Source organism: Nocardia sp. NPDC001965 (genome assembly GCF_053594175.1).
This window is the reverse complement of the sequence record NZ_JBSFDZ010000001.1, coordinates 58,274-75,933: the sequence shown is the minus strand read 5'-3', so window position 1 is coordinate 75,933 and position 17,660 is coordinate 58,274. Positions and strand designations below refer to the sequence as shown.

14 protein-coding genes are annotated in these 17,660 nt (G+C 68.8%); 3 read left to right on the top strand and 11 right to left on the bottom strand.

Features of this window, described 5'->3' with window-relative positions; genetic code table 11:
- Window positions 1–19 precede the first annotated feature (19 nt).
- From ACWCPQ_RS00335 to ACWCPQ_RS00310, 6 genes are all read right to left on the bottom strand, one after another.
- Window positions 20–1,006, bottom strand: a complete 987-nt coding sequence (locus ACWCPQ_RS00335; protein WP_449893086.1) for an oxygenase MpaB family protein — start codon at window positions 1,004–1,006, stop codon at window positions 20–22.
- A gap of 232 nt (window positions 1,007–1,238) precedes the next feature.
- Window positions 1,239–3,443, bottom strand: a complete 2,205-nt coding sequence (locus tag ACWCPQ_RS00330) for a molybdopterin oxidoreductase family protein (RefSeq protein WP_449893084.1) — start codon at window positions 3,441–3,443, stop codon at window positions 1,239–1,241.
- Window positions 3,444–3,804: 361 nt separating this feature from the next.
- Window positions 3,805–4,881, bottom strand: a complete 1,077-nt coding sequence (locus ACWCPQ_RS00325) for a Gfo/Idh/MocA family protein (RefSeq protein ID WP_449893082.1) — start codon at window positions 4,879–4,881, stop codon at window positions 3,805–3,807.
- A 28-nt stretch (window positions 4,882–4,909) separates the two neighbouring features.
- A complete protein-coding gene (locus ACWCPQ_RS00320) occupies window positions 4,910–5,323 on the bottom strand; it encodes a secondary thiamine-phosphate synthase enzyme YjbQ (RefSeq protein WP_449893080.1) in 414 nt (137 codons plus the stop codon).
- A gap of 11 nt (window positions 5,324–5,334) precedes the next feature.
- Window positions 5,335–6,246 (bottom strand): Sir2 family NAD-dependent protein deacetylase, encoded by a 912-nt coding sequence (locus ACWCPQ_RS00315; RefSeq protein WP_449893078.1) that lies wholly within the window; start codon window positions 6,244–6,246, stop codon window positions 5,335–5,337.
- A 66-nt stretch (window positions 6,247–6,312) separates the two neighbouring features.
- Window positions 6,313–6,546: a hypothetical protein gene (locus ACWCPQ_RS00310; protein ID WP_449893076.1), complete on the bottom strand. Its 234-nt coding sequence runs from the start codon at window positions 6,544–6,546 to the stop codon at window positions 6,313–6,315.
- A 440-nt stretch (window positions 6,547–6,986) separates the two neighbouring features.
- Between ACWCPQ_RS00310 and ACWCPQ_RS00305 the strand changes: the two genes are divergently transcribed.
- The 3 genes from ACWCPQ_RS00305 (at window position 6,987) to ACWCPQ_RS00295 (ending at window position 9,851) form a co-directional block, all read left to right on the top strand.
- Window positions 6,987–7,754, top strand: coding sequence for an MHYT domain-containing protein (locus ACWCPQ_RS00305; protein WP_449893074.1), 768 nt, complete (start codon window positions 6,987–6,989; stop codon window positions 7,752–7,754).
- A gap of 95 nt (window positions 7,755–7,849) precedes the next feature.
- Window positions 7,850–8,911 (top strand): nucleoside hydrolase, encoded by a 1,062-nt coding sequence (locus tag ACWCPQ_RS00300; protein WP_449893072.1) that lies wholly within the window; start codon window positions 7,850–7,852, stop codon window positions 8,909–8,911.
- A gap of 118 nt (window positions 8,912–9,029) precedes the next feature.
- Window positions 9,030–9,851, top strand: coding sequence for an amidohydrolase family protein (locus ACWCPQ_RS00295; protein ID WP_449894342.1), 822 nt, complete (start codon window positions 9,030–9,032; stop codon window positions 9,849–9,851).
- Between the two features lie 82 nt (window positions 9,852–9,933).
- Here ACWCPQ_RS00295 and ACWCPQ_RS00290 read toward each other — a convergent pair whose 3' ends face one another.
- The 5 genes from ACWCPQ_RS00290 to ACWCPQ_RS00270 are packed head-to-tail and all read right to left on the bottom strand — an operon-like array spanning window position 9,934 to window position 17,370.
- Window positions 9,934–11,526 carry an FAD-dependent monooxygenase gene (locus ACWCPQ_RS00290; RefSeq protein ID WP_449893070.1) on the bottom strand — a complete coding sequence of 531 codons (1,593 nt, stop codon included), beginning with the start codon at window positions 11,524–11,526 and terminating at the stop codon, window positions 9,934–9,936.
- 2 nt (window positions 11,527–11,528) lie between these two features.
- Window positions 11,529–12,164: an acyl-CoA-like ligand-binding transcription factor gene (locus ACWCPQ_RS00285; protein WP_449893069.1), complete on the bottom strand. Its 636-nt coding sequence runs from the start codon at window positions 12,162–12,164 to the stop codon at window positions 11,529–11,531.
- 57 nt (window positions 12,165–12,221) lie between these two features.
- Complete coding sequence (gene meaB, locus ACWCPQ_RS00280) at window positions 12,222–13,214, bottom strand: methylmalonyl Co-A mutase-associated GTPase MeaB (protein WP_449893067.1); 993 nt, start codon at window positions 13,212–13,214, stop codon at window positions 12,222–12,224.
- Window positions 13,211–15,496 carry a methylmalonyl-CoA mutase gene (gene scpA, locus ACWCPQ_RS00275; protein WP_449893065.1) on the bottom strand — a complete coding sequence of 762 codons (2,286 nt, stop codon included), beginning with the start codon at window positions 15,494–15,496 and terminating at the stop codon, window positions 13,211–13,213. Before scpA ends, meaB begins: the two co-directional genes overlap by 4 nt.
- Window positions 15,496–17,370: a methylmalonyl-CoA mutase family protein gene (locus ACWCPQ_RS00270; RefSeq protein ID WP_449893063.1), complete on the bottom strand. Its 1,875-nt coding sequence runs from the start codon at window positions 17,368–17,370 to the stop codon at window positions 15,496–15,498. Before ACWCPQ_RS00270 ends, scpA begins: the two co-directional genes overlap by 1 nt.
- Between the last annotated feature and the right edge of the window lie 290 nt (window positions 17,371–17,660).

Here is a 17,660-nt window from a genome sequence, read left to right as displayed (position 1 = left end):
TCGCCCGGTGGGGCGATGGTCAGCCACCGGGCATGATCGTGATCGGCTCACGCGGGGTCTCCTGCCGCGGCCGGACCTTGTACGCGGCCGATTTCAGCTCCCGCCGTTTCATCTTCTGGATCTGCTGATGGTGTTTGCGGGCGTGATAGGCGATCGGGAAGTAGGTCAGCCGGTCCGGGAGTATCCGGTAGGCGAGGCGGATCACCGAGTAGGCGCGTTCCAGCGCTCGCTGGTCGGTGGAGGCCCAGGGCGCGCCGATCATCGTGCGCAGCCGCGGATCGAGCAGTCCGACGATGGACAGATAGTTGAACCGGATCATCGGAGCGCCGAGGAATCCGGCGATCGGACCCGCCGGAAAACCCAGAGCGCGGAACCGGTCCAGATCACCGGTGCGCAGCTGCCGATACTGTTCGCGCACCTCGTCGTCGGCCGAGAGCACTTCGGTGACGATGTATTCGTAGTACTCGTCGAATTCGGCCCGGGTCTGCGGATAACCCTTCATCGGCACCTGCAGGAGGCGCGCGATCCGGATGTTGTCGCGGAGCAGTTCGTCGAGTTCGGCGTCGGTGAACTCCCGGCCCAGCAGTAGCGGACCGGCCTTCGCGGTGGTCACGTAGGCGGTCGCGATCACCCACTGGTAGGCGCCGGGATGCAGGGCACTGATCTGTTTACCCTCGCTACCTTTCATTTGCAACGGTGCGTGCAGTGACCGCAGCCGGCGGCCGTCCTGGACCGCCTCGATACCGCCGTAGGTCCAGCGCAGAACCGAATCGACCGAACGGATCGCGCGCCCGCCGGGATCGGTCCGGGCGACCGAGTACTTGTCGGTGACCTCACGGATCACCGGATGCAACCCCTGCATCGCGAACGCCGCACCCTCCATCATGAGATACGTCCAGTGTCCGACCATTTCGGCGGTCAGCGAATCGAGCGGAACCAGCTCGATCGGATCACCGGCGGCCGGACCGGCCCCGGCACGCGGGGTATCCGACGATGCGGTTGGCATACTTCCTCCTGGCGACGCGAACCCGGGGCACGGCGACTCCCGGCCGGGGCGGCCCGCTACGTCGTCGGAGCGGACCGCATCGGCGAACCGAAACCCACAGCGATAGTGGATCCAGCTTCAGGCTATCAATTGCACACGCAAACCGGCGTGGATCGCCGGGATTCGATCGATGGATCGAATCCGGCGGATCCACCACGCGCGGACTACCGATACGAGACCGGCACGAGGCGGGTCAGGCGGGCGTCACCGAGACCGGGACGCCGTTGAACACCGCATTGCCCGACGGCACATCCAGGACCGAATCATCTGTCAGCACATTGGCATTGACGCCTGCGTTCGCCCGGGCCACCCGCTGCGACCCGGTCGTATGTCCCCAGCCGTGCGGCAGGCTCACCACCCCGGGCATGATCGAATCGGTGGGCTCCACCGGCACCGTGAGCGAACCGGCGGCGGATTCGACCAGCGCCCGCTCGCCCAGTCCGAGGCGAGCGATATCGTCGGGGTGGATCTGCAATGTGCAGCGATTCGTCCCCCCCACCAGTCGGGGTGCGTTGTGCATCCAGCTGTTGTTGGAGCGCAGATGGCGGCGACCGATCAGGACCATCTGCGCCGGTGCCGCCACCGGCCCGGCCCGCAGCCGGTCGAGATCGGCCAGAAGCGCCGCCGGCGCCAGATCCACCTGCCCCGACGCGGTACGCAGCACCTCGGACAGCCGGGGTCGCAACGCGCCCAGATCGATACCGTGCGGATTGTCCAGCAGGGTGAGCAAACTCAGGTCTCCACCGTTCCACGCCCCGTACGGGCCCAGCCGCAACATCAGATCGAGGCGCTGTTCGGTGCTGGTGGCGCCGGACAATTCGTGCCGCCGATCCGCGAGGCCGGCCGCCCGCAATGTGGTGTCGATGACGAACTCGTCGAAAACCGCGAGCGGATCGAATTCGTCGGTCGGGTTGTGCGGTTGCCCGCCGACCGCCGCCGCCAGCCGCACATATACCGCGGCCTCCGACGGCCGGTCCCCGAGCGGAACCAGTGGTGGCGAGTAGCGCGCATAGTTTCGGACCGCGAACTGCAGCAGCGCGAAATCGTAGTGCGGGGACTGGACCGGACGCGGCGGCGGCAGGATCACATCGGCGTGGCGAGTGGTCTCGTTGAGATAGCAGTCCAGACTCACCATGAAATCCAGCCCGGCGAACGCGGCGTCCAGCCGCGCGCCGCTGGGCGCCGACAGCACCGGATTCCCGGCCGCGGTGATCAATGCCCGCACCCGGCCTTCGCCCGGAGTGATGATCTCGTCGATCAACGTGGCCACCGGAAGTTCGCCCATCGCTTCTGGCAGCTCGCGGACCCGGCTGCGCCAGCGCCCGGGCCGGAAAGGTCTGGTACGTACTATTCCCCGGACGGCCGCTGCCGCGAACATCGCGCCACCGGGAGCGTCGAGGTTGCCGGTGAGCACGTTGATCACGTCCACCAGCCACTGGGTGACGGTGCCGAATTCGGCGGTGCAGGTCCCGATCCGGGCGTACACCACCGCGGTCGGGGCCGCCGCGAGCTCACGTGCGAGTCGGCGCACGGTGTCGGCGGGCACACCGGTGCGCGCCGATACGGTATCCGGGTCGAATTCCGCAGCGGCCGAACGCAGCTCGTCCAGGCCGGTCACCGCCACGCCGATCTCCGCGAGATCCTCGGCGAACAGTGTATGCACGATACCGAACAGCAGATATGCGTCGGTTCCCGGCCGGACGAAGAGATGCTCATCGGCCCGGGCAGCCGTGCGGGTGCGCCGCGGATCGACCACGACGAGGCGGCCGCCGCGTGCCTTCAGCGCCTGCAATCTGCCCGGGAAATCCGGCGCCGTGCACAGCGAACCATTCGATTCGAGCGGATTGGCGCCGAGCATCAGCAGGTAATCGGTGCGGTCCAGATCGGGGACCGGCACCGCGAGCGGATCGCCGAACATCAACCCACACGCCAACTGTTTGGGCATCTGGTCGGCGGTACTGGCCGAGAAAACGTTCTTCGAACCGAGTGCCCGGATCAGGGCCGGCGCGTACAGGGTCCCGGCGACGGTGTGCGCATTGGGGTTGCCCAGGTACAACGCCACCGATTGCGCGCCGTGTTCGGCCTTGATCGCCGGGATCCGCGAGGCGATCAGGTCGAAGGCCTCCGCCCATCCCACCGTCCGCCACGAGCCGGTGGCCCGATCCCGCACCATGGGTTCGGTGATCCGGTCCGGGTCACCGTCGAGCTGCCCGAAACTGGCGCCCTTCGGACACAGGAAACCTTTGCTGAACGGATCCAGCTTGTCGCCACGCGCGCCGGTCACCCGGTCGTGCGAGTCGACGGCCAGCTCCAGGCCACAGGCCGCCTCGCACAGCGGGCAGGTACGCAGCAGGTTCCGGACGGCGGTATCGGGTACGGCAGGGTTCGGTGCGACCATGGCACCATCATCACTCTTTGATACACCGCCCGAAAGGTGTATCGAGAGATCAGCGATGAAATAGCGGGCCCACCGGTCGATCGGACGATCCACATCGGCCCGAGCGGGCCGTAGGCGGGATGTGCCGGAGTCCGCTGATAGCTTCGGTACCGCTCGGTGCCGGTCCTCCGTCCGACAATTCCCGATCGATCGCGCAGGTGGAATCATGCCCGGACCAACGCCGTTGCGGCCCGACGTGGTGGCTTATGGGATAGGCACCGGAACCAGGTGATCGACCACAGCGACGAGTGCCCGCCGCCGGAGCTGCCTTCGGGCCCGTCCGCTCGGAGGACGCCCGGCCACGGAGGTACGCCGGAACGATCTACCGGTCTGCCGCCGAGGCACCATCGCAGTTCACCACGGTCCGGTATGCGGCCGACGCGCGAGCCGCCTCGAGTATCCGGAGCCCGGCCAGTGCGTCCGCGGGGTCGACCGGAACCGGCCCGTCGTCCAGGACCGCGGCGGCGACCGCCGCGTAGAAGGCCGGATAGTCACCGGGCAGGGTGGGGTACGGCGCCACCTCGGACCCGGCGCCGAGCACACCGTGCGCTGCCGCCTCGACGACACCCCACGGTTCGCCGTCCCCCGGCCGGCGGCCGGCGCGCAACGCCGCCTCCTGGGGATCCAGACCGTGCACTTCGTAGCCGGCCCGATCGCCGAGCACGCGGAACCGCGGGCCCAGCAGGGGGGCTACTGCGCTCGCCCACAGATGGGAGAGGACACCGCCGGTGTGGGTGAGCGCGAGGAACATATCGTCGTCGGTCGTGACGCCGGGGCGACGACCGGCCAGTTCACAGTAGACGCTCTCGACCGGGCCGAACAGCGTCCGAGCCTGGTCGACGAGATGGCTGCCCAGGTCGTAGAGGATCCCGGCGGCGTCGGCCGGACCGCCGACCTCGCGCCAGCCACCTTTGGGGACCGGCCGCCAGCGCTCGAATCGCGATTCGAAGCGCTGCACCGATCCCAGCACACCATCGGTCATCAGCTTGCGAACAGTCCGGAAATCACCGTCCCATCGCCGATTCTGGAAGACGGTGAGCATCCGCCCTGCATCGCGGGCGCAACGCAGCAGGTCCTCGGCTTCCACGGCTGTCACCGCGAAGGGTTTGTCGACCACCACCGCGACTCCGGCGGCCAGCGCCCGGCGGGCCAGTTCGGCGTGTACCCGATTGGGCGCCGCCACCACGACCAGATCGATTCCGGACATATCGGCGAAGAGGCTGTCGGAATCGGGCAGTACCCGGACCCCGGGGTGTTCACGCTGCGCCTGCTCCGCCCGTTCGGCCGATCCGGTCACCACCGCGGCCACCCGCATCCGGGGCTCGGCCGCGACGAGCGGTGCGTGGAACACCGATCCGGCCAGCCCGTATCCGATGACGGCGACTCCGAGGCTGCTCATACCCGCCGACGTTACCCGGCGACTGCGCTCAGCCCGCGGAAGTCAGGAACGACAACCGCACCTCGCGATCGGGATTGTCGATATTGAGATCGACCAGTGCGATGGACTGCCAGGTCCCCAGTGCCGGTTCGCCGTCGAGCACCGGAACGGTCGCGTAGGCAGCGATGAGCGCGGGCATCACGTGGGAGCGGCCGTGCCCGCGCGATCCGTGCGCGTGCCGCCACCGATCATCGGCCGGCAGCAGGTCGCGCAGGGCGGCGAGCAGGTCCTCGTCGCTGTGGGCCCCGAGTTCCAGAACCGCGACTCCCGCGGTGGCGTGCGGTACGAAGATGTGCAGGAGACCGTCGCCGCCCGCCTCGTTCACGAATGCCCGACATTCCGGGGTGATATCACGGACCACTTCGCTGCGGCCGGTGTGCACCGCGATGACTGTGCTGCGCATATCCGGGCAGCCTACGCGGATCCGGTACCGGTGGCGCCCGGGCGCGCGCCGCGAACCCGGTAGTGTTGCGCCAGCCCGGCGAGCACCGGAGAGCATCCGGCGTCCAGGCGGCGAGCGGCGAGGCCGTCGCTGCGGGTGGCACCGCGGTTCACGATCACCACCGTGCCACCGTTGCGGGCGATCCGGTGTACGAAGCGGCGGCCCGACAGCACGGTGAGACTGGATCCGGCCACCAGGATCACCTCGGCCGAATCCACCAGTTCGTAGGCTTCCGCGACTCTTTCGGGCGGCACGCTCTCCCCGAAGTAGACGATATCGGGCTTCCACATTCCGCCGCAGCCCGGACAGTCGACCATCCGGAAACCGCTGGTGTCCTCGACCACGGCGTCGGCGTCGGGCGCCACCTCGAGCCCGGTCACCGAGGCGGCGGCGAAACCCGGGTTGGCTCGCTCCAATTGTTCGGCCAGGTTCATCCGGGAGATCCGCGACCCACACCCCAGACAGCGGACCTGGGCGTAGCTGCCGTGCAGATCTATCACCCGGCGGCTGCCCGCCTTGGTGTGCAGCAGATCGACGTTCTGGGTGATCACACCGGTGACCGGACCGCACCGTTCCAGTTCCGCCAGGGCACGGTGACCGGCGTTCGGGCGGGCGGCGTCCATATGCCGCCAGCCGACGTGGTTACGCGCCCAGTAGCGTTGCCGGAATACGGGATCACCGACGAACTGCTGATAGGTCATCGGATTGCGCGGCGGCGAATCGGGGCCGCGATAGTCGGGAATCCCGCTGTCGGTCGAGATTCCGGCGCCGGTGAGCACCACCGTCGGCCGGTCGCCGATCAGCTCGGCCAGACCGTCGAGGGTGTCGGCCCAGGAATCCGGGGGGTGATGATCGTGGCGCAACGCCGTGGCGGGGGCGGGCATACCCCGAGCGTACGTCCCGGGTGGTCGGCGGTACGCGGCCACCACCCGGGACCGGGGACTACCCGCTCAGGTCTGGATACCGGCGAGCTTGCCCGCTTCCGCGTCGAGACCGAGCATGGCGAGCAGGTTGCGGCAGTCCGCGGCGTCGGTGGAATGGCCGGCGACGATTCGGGCGGCGACCGCGCTGCGGCGGGCCACCTCCGCACGTTCGGCACTGCGGATCTCAGCGAATTCGGCCAGATCGGCCTCGGGAATATCGTGATCGACGGGGGTGGTGCTGCGGCTGGATGTGCCTGGCATGGGTCTCCTTCGAGTTGTCCGAAGCCTACGCCGACGACCGGTCACGCACAGCGCAACCGGAAACTCGGATCCGGCACCGCGACCGGGCGCCGGCGCCCGGTTCCACCGGCCACGTATCCGGCGATCGGCGTGGTCGCCGAATCCACCCGGCCCGCTCCGGAACTCGGCCGCGGCGAAGCCGGCGGATCACGGAGAGCGACATGCCGATCGATTGCCGGGGTCGATAGCAGAACTTCGGGTACTGTGTCCCGTGTCATAATCAGGCGATCGAGTCGGCGCGCCACGATTTTCGTGTCACAGGTGCGCCGATGTCATTTTTGCGGCCCTTGTTTTTTATGACATAGGTCCTCTAAATTCACCTCCTGCACGTTCACAAATTTGGAATGCTCGCGTTCCGCTGTGGCAGGAACGGTATTCCATCCGAGCGAGGAGGTACTCCGGTGGAGATCGACCACTTCAGCCATGGCTGGCTCACCCCCGTGGTCGCATACGTCATGTCGTTCACCGGATCGTTGCTGGGACTACGGTGCATGAGCCGCGTACGCAGTGGATCACCCTTCGACGGCTGGCTCATCGCCGCCTCGGTCGCCATCGGCGGCACCGGGATCTGGGTCATGCATTTCATCGCCATGCTCGGCTTCCGGATCAACGGCGCGGCCATCAAATACGACGTACCCGTGACCCTCGTCAGCGCGGTCATCGCGATGGTGGTGGTCTGGCTCGGTCTGTGCCTGGCCCAGCAGCGCCGGATGGGCGCCCAGGGACTACTGATCGGTGGCGTGGTCACCGGCATCGGCGTGGGCGCTATGCACTATGCCGGCATGTACGCCATGAAGACCGATGTCGAGATCGGTTACGAATGGTCGACAGTGGCGTTGTCGCTGGTGATCGCGGTGATCGCCGCGACCGCGGCGCTCTGGTTCACCCTCAATGTCCGCGGCACCCTGGCCACTGTCGGCGCCGCGCTGGTGATGGGCGTGGCCGTAGCCGGTATGCACTACACCGGGATGTACGCCATGCACCTGGGGACGCAACACGATATGGCACCGTCGGGCGCCGGAGCCGCGCAGTTGCTGACTCCGCTGATCGTCGGAGTCAGCCTGTTGACCGTCGGCATGCTGTTCCACCTCGGCCTGACCGAGGTGGGCGGTACCGCGTCGATGACCCGCCGCCCCGCGACCGATACCTACTGGCCCACCCGCGACTGATCCGGCACCGGGCATTTCCGGACAACCGGCCGAAATGCGTCACGTGACATGACCCGCGCCGGATCCGCCGCCGCATCCCCCGATAGGGTCAGGGGGTGCGGCAGCGGATCATCCTGGACGTGGACACGGGCGTGGACGACTCCCTCGCGCTGCTCTATCTGCTCGCCAGCCCGGACGCCGAAATAGCCGGTATCGCCTCGACCGCGGGAAATGTGCCCGCGAATCAGGTCGCGATCAACAACCTGGCCTGGCTCGAGCTGGCCCGGGCGCCGGAGATCGAAGTGACACTCGGCGCGGCCGAACCACTCGCGATCCCGCTGCGCACCACCGAGGACACCCACGGACCGCACGGGGTCGGTTATGCCGAGCTCCCGGCGCCCACCCGGCACATCTCTCCGCGCAGCGCCGCGCAGATGTGGGTGGACCTGGCCCGGCGCAACCCCGGCGAGCTGATCGGGTTGTGCACGGGCCCGCTCACCAATCTGGCGCTCGCGCTGCGCGCGGAACCCGAACTTCCCCGGCTCCTACGCCGACTGGTGATCATGGGCGGTGCGTTCGACCACCCCGGGAACACCACCCCGACCAACGAGTGGAACATTCACGTCGACCCCGAAGCCGCGAAAATCGTGTTCGACGCGTTCTCCGCCGCACCGCCCCAACGCCGGCCCATCGTCTGCGCTCTCGACATCACCGAAACCATCGAGATGCGACCCGCGCATCTGATCCGGCTGGCCGAACGCGCGGGCAGCCGGCCGAGCGAGACGGTCTCTCCGGCCGACCCGCCCGAGGCACGCTCGACAGCGAGCAATCCGATCATCAGATACCTGACCGACGCGGTCCGCTTCTACTTCGATTTCCACGAAAGCTACGACCTCGGCTACCTGGCCCATATGCACGACCCGTTCGCGGCGGCGGTGGCACTCGATCCGGCGCTGGCGCGCACCCGGCCCGCCACCGTGGACGTGGAGCTCACCGGCACCCTCACCCGGGGCGCCACCGTCGCCGACTGGGCCGGGATGTGGGGGCGCCCACCGAACGCCGATATCGTCGTGGGCACCGACCCGATGCGGTTCTTCGATCGCATGATCACCCGCATCGGCGATCATGCCCGCACCGTGTATCCCGGGGAGCCGGTCGGCGAACCCGCCGCCCGGTGACCCGATGTCCCGTCCGACCCGATCGAAAGGTGCGCAGGTGAGCCCGTCCGGAGTGACCGAGGTTCCGGCCGACGAGGCGTATCTGGCCGAGTTCCGGCAGCGACTCGGGTTGCCCGGAATGATCGATGTGCACACCCATTTCATGCCGCACCAGGTGTTGCGCAAAGTGTGGGCCTACTTCGACGATGTCGGGCCGCTCACCGGCCGCCCCTGGCCGATCACCTATCGCGCCGACGAATCGGTACGCCTGGACACGCTGCGCCGCTTCGGTATCCGTGCCTTCACCGCACTGGTGTACCCGCACCGGCCGGAGATGGCGGCCTGGCTGAACGAATGGACGGCGAGGTTCGCCGCCGAGGTCCCGGAATGCCTGCACACTGCCACTTTCTTTCCGGAAGCGAGCGCCGCCGGATACGTGGCGGCCGCGGTGGACGCGGGCGCGCGGGTGTTCAAATCGCATGTCCAGGTCGGTGCCTACGACCCTCGCGACCCGCTGCTGGACCAGGTCTGGGGCATTCTCGAAGACGCGGGCGTGCCCACCGTGATCCACTGCGGTTCCGGTCCGGCGCCCGGTGCTTTCACCGGACCCGGGCCGGTCGCCGAGGTGCTGCGCCGGTTTCCGCGGCTGCCGCTGATCGTGGCCCATATGGGTATGCCCGAGTATCGCGACTTCCTGGATCTGGCGGACCGGTACTCCGGAGTACACCTCGACACCACGATGGCGTTCACCGATTTCGCCGAGGCCGATGTCCCGTTCCCGGTCGCCGACCGGCAGCGGTTGATCGACCACGGCGACCGGATCATGTTCGGTAGCGATTTCCCGAACATCCCGTACCCGTACCGGCACGCGGTACAGGCACTGGAACAGCTCGAGCTCGGGGACGACTGGTTGCGGCGGGTCTGTTACGCCAATGCCGCCCGGCTCTTCGCGCTCACCTGATACCGCCGGGCGGTGCCGCCAGCGGTCGGCACGGTGGCGGCCCGCCCAGCGGAGCGAACGGGCCGCCGGGGAGCAGTCCGCGTCAAGCGGTACGGTCGGCCACACCCGTCGCCACGGCCGCCGATCCGCCCGGTTCACTCGCCCCCGCCCAACGCATCAGCGCCGCACGACATTCGGCGATCGAACCGGCATCCGGCGGGGATCCGGTGGCCCAGGCGACCCGGCCGTCCGGCCGTAGGAACAGCGCGGTCGCCGTGGTATCGGTGGTCTGCGCGCACATCACGCCGATCCGGTCCGGCAGGCCGGTCAGCGCGACCGACCACGCCCGGTCCGCGCCGAGGTCCAGTAGCAGCGGGCGGGCGTCGCGGATCAGTTCGGCGAGCCGCACTGCGCCGTCGCCGGTGGTCAATGCGAGGTCCGGGGCACAGTGGCCGACCAGCGGATGCGGCTCGGCGACTCCCATGTCGTAGCGCACATCGGCTCCGGCGAGCAACGCGGCCACCCGGGCGACCGTGGGCTGGTCGGTGAGCAATTCGCCGAACACCGCGCGCAGCGCGCTGACGTCGCCACCGGGCGCGAGCAGGGCCGATTGGGCACGGGCCGCGAGTTCGGTCCGGGCGGCCGCCTGCCGCCGCTCCCGGTCGTAGCTGTCCAACAGCCCGGGCGGAGCCCAGCCACGGATCGCCGCCACCAGTCGCCAGCCGAGCTCCACCGCATCGGTCAGTCCGATGTTCAACCCCGGCCCACCGCCGCCGGTGTACACGTGCGCGGCATCGCCGGCCAGGAAAACCGGTCCGTCGCGGAATCGTTCGGCGACCCGGGTGTGCCCGCCGCGCAACCGGCGCAGCAGATACGGACCGGGCCCTTCGGGCGGGCCGAGCGGGATCTCGGCGCCGAGCACCCGGCCGATACTGGCCCCCATCTCGGCCAGGGTCATCGGTTCCTCGGTCACCGGTTCGTCCCATTCGACGGTGGACAGCATCGGCGGCCGGCCGGCGAACGGCGCGTAGGTGAAACCGCCGTGTTCGGTACGCAGCGACAGGAAGGGACGGATCGGACCGAAACCGGGCACCCGCAGTTCCCCGGAGACCGGGTCCACCCAGTCGGTGGGAATCGAGGCGTGGACCGTGCGGGCGGTCGTCCGGTCGTAGCCGATACCCGGAAACCCGATACCGCGCTGTTTGCGGACGACACTGTGGGCCCCGTCGGCGCCGACCAGATAGCGGGTCCGCAGCCGGGCCGATCCGTCCGGGCCCGAAAGGTCGACCGCGATTCCGTCGCCGTCGTTCGCCACGGCCACGACCGAACCGCCGCGCCGGATCTCGATACCGAGTTCGGCCGCGTATTCGGTGAGCGCGGCGACCAGATCCCGTTGCGGGATCGGCAGGGTGTACACCGGCCCGTCGTCGAGCAGGCTCAGGTCCAGGGCGAGGCCGCCGAACATGAAGTACCGGTCGTTGGGGCGGGGTGGCCCCGGCGTTCCGCTGAGCCGCTCGTACAGCCCGCGCCGGTCCATCAGCGGCACCACCTGGCCCACCAGGCCGTTGGCCCTGGGCTCGGTCTCGGCCACGGCACCGCGTTCCACCACCAGCGGGCGGATTCCGGCCCGGCCCAGTTCACAGGCGAGCAGCAGACCCACCGGGCCCGCCCCGGCGATGATCACGTCGTAGCGCATCGTCAGCTCCCCGCTTCCGGTACGGGCAGCCCGGCGGCCACCTGGGCCAGGGCGGCGCGCAGCACGACCGCGATCGATTCGGGCGGGCGAGCGGTACGGGAGTGCTCGGTGGCCACCGCGCAAGCCGAACCCACCACCGCGGCCATCAGTTTCGGAAACAGGTCACGCTCGGGGTCGGCGCCGATCCGGGCCGCTACGGCCGCGGCCAGTGCGCGCTGCGCGAGCGCGTCGGCTTCCAGGACCGCACCGCGCACCGCGGGCTGGGACAGGATTTCCCCGACGCCCTCGGCCCAGCGGATATCCCCCGGCTGATTCGCCTGCGCAGCGTCCACACCCAGCCCGAAGCCGTGCAGCACGGCCGCGGTGACGGCCGGCCAGAGCGGCTCGTCCGCCGGGCGGGTGCCCAGCAACCGGCCGATCTCGTGCATCCGGTCCAGATGCCGGGAGGCCACAGCCTCGGCTTTGCTGCCGAAATAGTTGCGGAAGGTGCGGTCGGAGACACCGACTGCCGCCGCGATGTCCTCGATCGTGACCGCGTCCCAGCCCTTCTCGATCGAGAGCCGGATGGTGGCGAGGCTCAGTGCGAGACGGGTCTCGCGTTTCTTGCGTTCCCGTAGCCCGGGTTCGGCATCGTTCATGCGAACCACAGTACAGATAGTTTCCATGATGGAAAGATTTCCATTCAGGAAACCATTTCAGCTGTCGAAGGCGTCCAGCAGTTTCGCCGCGGCCAGGGCCGCGGTCAGCGTGCCGTCCCGGACCTCGCGCTCCACCTCGCCACGCAGCGCCTTCACCTTCGGATTGTCGGCCAGGCGGCGCAACAGCTGATCGTGCACCATGGTCCAGGTCCAATCCACCTGCTGCCGACGGCGTTTCTCGGCGAACTCCCCCGCGTCGGTGAGCACTCTGCGGTGATCCAGCACGGTCTGCCAGAACTTCGCCAGGCCGGTACCCTCCAGGCCGCTCATGGTGAGCACCGGCGGACGCCACAGCGTATCGTGCGGATGGATCAGGCGCAGCGCACCGGTGAGTTCCCGTGCCGCCGATTTCGCCTCGATCTCGTGCTTGCCATCGGCCTTGTTCACCGCGACCAGATCGGCCAGCTCCAGGACACCCTTCTTGATGCCCTGCAACTGGTCGCCGGTCCGGGCCAGGGTCAGGAAGCAGAAGACATCGACCATATTCGCCACGGTCACCTCGGACTGCCCCACTCCGACGGTCTCCACCAGGATCACGTCGTAGCCGGCCGCCTCGAGCAATACGATGGTTTCGCGCGTCGCCTTCGCGACCCCGCCGAGCGTGCCCGCGGTCGGCGACGGGCGGATGAAGGCGTTCGCCTCCACCGACAGCCGGGCCATCCGGGTCTTGTCGCCGAGAATCGAACCACCGGTGCGGGTGGACGACGGGTCGACCGCCAGGACAGCGACCCGATGCCCCGCACCGATCAGCTGCATACCCAGGGCGTCGATGAAGGTCGACTTCCCCACCCCGGGCACCCCGGTGATCCCGACCCGGTTCGACAGCGCCGCGCCGGTTTCCGGGGTCAACCGCAGCAGCAGCTGCTGGGCCTGATCGCGATGGTCGGCCCGGGTGGACTCCACCAGGGTGATCGCCCGCGCCAAGGCGGCCCGCTCACCGGAGCGGACCGCCTGCGCGAGTGCTTCCACATCGACTACACGGGTGCTCATCCCTGGGCTTCGACCCCGGAATCGGGCTCGCCGGAACCGAGTTCGTGCCCGAGCGCGGCACCGAGCTTGCGCAGCAGATCGATCGCCGCGTCCGCGATCACGGTGCCCGGCGGGAAGATCGCCGCGGCGCCCGCCTCGTACAGCTCGTCGAAATCACCGGGCGGGATGACCCCGCCGACGATGACCATGATGTCGGGTCGGCCGACCTCGGCCAGCGCCTGCCGCAGGGCGGGCACCAGCGTGAGGTGACCGGCCGCCAGCGAGGACACACCGACAACGTGCACATCGTTGTCCGCCGCCTGGCGGGCCACCTCTTCCGGGGTCTGGAACAGCGGGCCCACATCCACGTCGAAGCCGAGATCGGCGAAGGCGGTGGCGATCACCTTCTGGCCGCGGTCGTGACCGTCCTGGCCCATTTTCGCGACCAGGATGCGGGGCCGCCGGCCTTCGGCCTCGGCGAACTCCTCCACCAGATCCCCGGCGGTGGTGATGTTGGTGACCTTGCCGGCCTCGTCGCGATACACACCGGACAGGGTACGGATCTCGGCCTGATGGCGGCCGTAGACCTTCTCCAGCGCGTCGGAGATCTCACCGACGGTCGCCTTCGCCCGCGCCGCATCGATCGCCAGGGCCAGCAGGTTGTTCGCCATCCCACCCTCGGACGAGGCGGCGGCGCGGCCGAGTTCACCCAGCGCCCGGTCCACGGCGTCCTGATCACGGTCGGCGCGCAGCTGCCGCAGCTTCTCCAACTGCTCGGCACGCACCCGGGAATTCTCGACCTTGAGGACCTCGACCTCGTGATCCTCGGCGACCTGGTACTTGTTGACACCGATCACCGGCTGCTGGCCGGTATCGATCCGCGCCTGGGTGCGGGCCGCGGCCTCCTCGATACGCAGTTTGGGAATACCCTCGCCGATCGCCTGCGCCATCCCGCCGTGCGCCTCGACCTCGGCGATATGCGCCCGGGCCCGTTCGGCGAGCTGATGGGTCAGCCATTCGACGTAATACGAACCTCCCCACGGGTCGATCGGCCGCGTGGTGTTGGACTCCTGCTGGATCAGCAGCTGGGTGTTGCGCGCGATCCGGGCCGAGAAATCGGTCGGCAACGCGAGCGCTTCGTCGAGGGCGTTGGTGTGCAGCGACTGGGTGTGCCCCTGGGTCGCCGCCATCGCCTCGATACAGGTGCGGGCCACATTGTTGTAGGCGTCCTGTGCGGTCAGCGACCAGCCCGAGGTCTGCGAATGGGTGCGCAGCGACAGCGATTTCGAGTTCTTCGGATCGAATTTCGCGACCAGCTCGCTCCAGAGCAACCGTCCCGCACGGAGTTTGGCGACCTCCATGAAGAAGTTCATTCCGATGGCCCAGAAGAACGACAGCCGCGGCGCGAACTTGTCGATCTCCATTCCGGCGTCGATCCCGGCGCGCAGATACTCCACGCCGTCGGCGAGGGTGTAGGCGAGTTCGAGATCGGCCGTCGCGCCGGCTTCCTGGATGTGATAGCCGGAAATGGAGATGGAGTTGAACTTCGGCATCTTCGCGCTGGTGTAGGCGAAGATATCGGAGATGATCCGCATCGACGGTTTCGGCGGATAGATGTAGGTGTTGCGGACCATGAACTCTTTCAGAATATCGTTCTGAATGGTTCCGGCCAGCTGCTCGGGCGCCACACCCTGTTCCTCGGCGGCGACCACGTACAGCGCCAGGATCGGCAGTACCGCGCCGTTCATGGTCATCGAGACGCTGACCTGATCCAGCGGGATCTGGTCGAAGAGCTGGCGCATGTCCAGGATGGAATCGATGGCGACACCGGCCATACCGACATCACCCTGCACTCGGGGATGATCGGAGTCGTAACCGCGGTGGGTGGCGAGGTCGAACGCCACCGACAGGCCCTTCTGCCCGGCCTGCAGATTGCGCCGGTAGAAGGCATTGGAATCCGCGGCCGTCGAGAATCCCGCGTACTGGCGGATGGTCCACGGCTGGTTCACATACATCGTCGGGTACGGCCCGCGCACGAAGGGCGCGACGCCGGGGACGCTGTCGAGCGGGAAGCCCGCGTCGGCGACACCGTCACGGTCGGCCCGGGTGAACACCGGTGGAACATCGATACCTTCCGGCGTCGACCACACCAGCTGTTCGGGCGCGTAGTCGTTGGCGGCGGCCGCTGCCCGTACGTACGCGTCCCGGGCGCTCGCGTCGGCCTGTTCGGGGGTGAAACCCGGCTCGGTGAGCGGAACCTCGGCGAAACTGCCGATCTCCTGCTCGATTCGCTGTGTCGTCATCAGGCTCCCACCTTCTCCAGCAGGGCGGTCAGGGCGGCGACCGCGTCGATCCGGGCCGCCAGGAACCCGTCCGGACGCCGGGCCTCATCGATACCGGCCAGGACCTTCTCCGGCCCGGCCAGCAGTACGGTGGCGACACCGGCGCTCCGCAGCTGCTCCACCGCGCCTGCCGCATCCGTGCCGTAACGTGCGTCGGTACCGCAGAGCACCGCGATCGACGCGCCGGATTCCTTTGCCGCCGTGGCGATATCGCTTTCGGCGAGCGGTCCCGGGTTGATCGATTCGATCCCGCCGGACGCCAGCAGGTTGGCGATGAAAGTGACCCGGACATTGTGCTCGGCGACCGTACCCAGCGGCACCAGCAGCGCCTGCGGACGGGCACCGTGCGCGGCCAGGTAGGCATCCGAGCGGTCACGCAGCGCTTCGAACGGGGCGCCGTACCGCTGCCCGGGCCCGGCGGTGCGCGCGGCCTCCGACAGCGGCGCCTCGGCGAGGTTCGGGAATTCGTTCACCCCGGTGACCGCAGTCCGGCGATGCGCGATATCGCTGTCCCGCCGGGTTTTCGTCTCACCGATCCGAGCGGACACGAGCCCGGAGTCCAGTGCCGCCCGGTAACCGCCGGCCGCTTCGATCTCCTGCATGAATTCCCATGCCGCCGTGGCGAGGTCGTCGGTGAACCGCTCGACATACCAGGAACCCGCGCCGGGGTCCTGGACATGCCCGAGATGGGATTCCTCGAGCAGCAGCAGCTGAGTGTTGCGTGCCATCCGTTCCGAGAACGAGGCGGAGACACCGAGTTCACCGGCGGGCAGCGCGGAATCGAAGGGCAGCACGGTGACGGTGTCGGCGCCACCCACACCGGCGCCGAAAGCGGCCAGGGTGGTGCGCAACAGATTCACCCAGGGGTCGCGGCGGCTCATCATCGCCGCGGAGGTCACCGCGTGTTGTGGCGCCGCGCCTTCCGCCGGTGCGCCCAGCGCGTGGGCGACCCGCGCCCACAATCGCCGGGCGACCCGGAACTTGACGAGGGTGGCGAACTGGTCGTCGGTGGCGGCGAACCGGAACTCCAGTTGCCGCAACGCTTCGGGGACCGGCATCTCGCCGGACAGCACCCGCAGGTATTCGAGCCCGGCGGCGACCGCCGCGCCCAGCTCCTGGGCGTCGGAGGCGCCGGCGTCGTGGAAGACGGTGCCGTCCACGGTGATCGCTCGCACGGTCTCCGGACGCTGCCCGGCCGCGACGGCCAGTGCGGTGGTCTCGGCGAGCCCTAGATCATCGGCCCCGGCGAACGCGCTCGTCAGTGGACCCGCGCCGAGGGAGATCCGGATGGCGGCCCGATCGGGCGCCGAATACCGGTCGATCACCTCGTACACGGCGGCGGCCGCCGCCGCGGCCTCGGTCCCGGCCCGCAGGGCCAGCGGCGCCAGTTCGAACAGCAGGCCGTCGAGAGCGGCGCGCACCCGATCCACCGGCACGCCGTACGCGCCGACACCGAGTTCGACAGCGCTGAGGCCGTTCTCCAGCCCGACGGTGATCTCCCGGTTGGCGGTGGCCGCATCGGCGGCGCCGATCCGGGCGCTCACGAACCAGCCGCGGTGGACATCACGGCCGGCGTCGCCGCCCCGCACGAACGGGTAGGCACCGGGCAGCGGCTGCTCGGGCAGTTCGTCCCGGCGTGTGTACAGCGGTGCGATACTCAGCCCGTCGTAGGTGGACTGATTCAGTAGCTTTTCGGGTTCCGCACCGAGTTCGGCCGCGTCGACCTTGCGGGTCTTGGCCAGCACGCCCGCCACACCCTTGCGCCAGGCGGGATATTCGGGCACCGCGGACGAGGACGGATCAGCTCCGGCCGCGGGCTCTGCAGCAATCGGCATACCCTGTTCCCTCATTTTTCGTTTCAGTACAAGCGCACCACTGGTGTACGCGGGTACCTTGGCATCCGCCCAGCTCAGCGAATACTTTGGTTAACGAGCATTCAGCCCGCCCCTCCGATGCTAGCGGGACGCTCGTACGGCATCGTCCGTGGCCACCACTACCAGCGAGTAACCTGTCGACCCCGGACGGCACCGGCCCTGCTCACCGGAGCGCACCACACCGGATCGCGCAACCCCGCCACCGAGAGCCGGGCCCCGGTCAGCGCTCGTCCGGCGCGATCGCCGCTGTC

What these genes read in the sequence shown, in the direction of transcription:
- meaB (WP_449893067.1), bottom strand. Translation starts at nt 13,214, where the DNA reads ATGAGCACCCGTGTAGTCGATGTGGAAGCACTCGCGCAGGCGGTCCGC.
- ACWCPQ_RS00310 (WP_449893076.1), bottom strand. Translation starts at nt 6,546, where the DNA reads ATGCCAGGCACATCCAGCCGCAGCACCACCCCCGTCGATCACGATATT.
- ACWCPQ_RS00290 (WP_449893070.1), bottom strand. Translation starts at nt 11,526, where the DNA reads ATGCGCTACGACGTGATCATCGCCGGGGCGGGCCCGGTGGGTCTGCTG.
- ACWCPQ_RS00285 (WP_449893069.1), bottom strand. Translation starts at nt 12,164, where the DNA reads ATGAACGATGCCGAACCCGGGCTACGGGAACGCAAGAAACGCGAGACC.
- ACWCPQ_RS00330 (WP_449893084.1), bottom strand. Translation starts at nt 3,443, where the DNA reads ATGGTCGCACCGAACCCTGCCGTACCCGATACCGCCGTCCGGAACCTG.
- ACWCPQ_RS00325 (WP_449893082.1), bottom strand. Translation starts at nt 4,881, where the DNA reads ATGAGCAGCCTCGGAGTCGCCGTCATCGGATACGGGCTGGCCGGATCG.
- ACWCPQ_RS00295 (WP_449894342.1), top strand. Translation starts at nt 9,030, where the DNA reads ATGATCGATGTGCACACCCATTTCATGCCGCACCAGGTGTTGCGCAAA.
- ACWCPQ_RS00320 (WP_449893080.1), bottom strand. Translation starts at nt 5,323, where the DNA reads ATGCGCAGCACAGTCATCGCGGTGCACACCGGCCGCAGCGAAGTGGTC.
- ACWCPQ_RS00335 (WP_449893086.1), bottom strand. Translation starts at nt 1,006, where the DNA reads ATGCCAACCGCATCGTCGGATACCCCGCGTGCCGGGGCCGGTCCGGCC.
- ACWCPQ_RS00315 (WP_449893078.1), bottom strand. Translation starts at nt 6,246, where the DNA reads ATGCCCGCCCCCGCCACGGCGTTGCGCCACGATCATCACCCCCCGGAT.
- ACWCPQ_RS00270 (WP_449893063.1), bottom strand. Translation starts at nt 17,370, where the DNA reads ATGCCGATTGCTGCAGAGCCCGCGGCCGGAGCTGATCCGTCCTCGTCC.
- scpA (WP_449893065.1), bottom strand. Translation starts at nt 15,496, where the DNA reads ATGACGACACAGCGAATCGAGCAGGAGATCGGCAGTTTCGCCGAGGTT.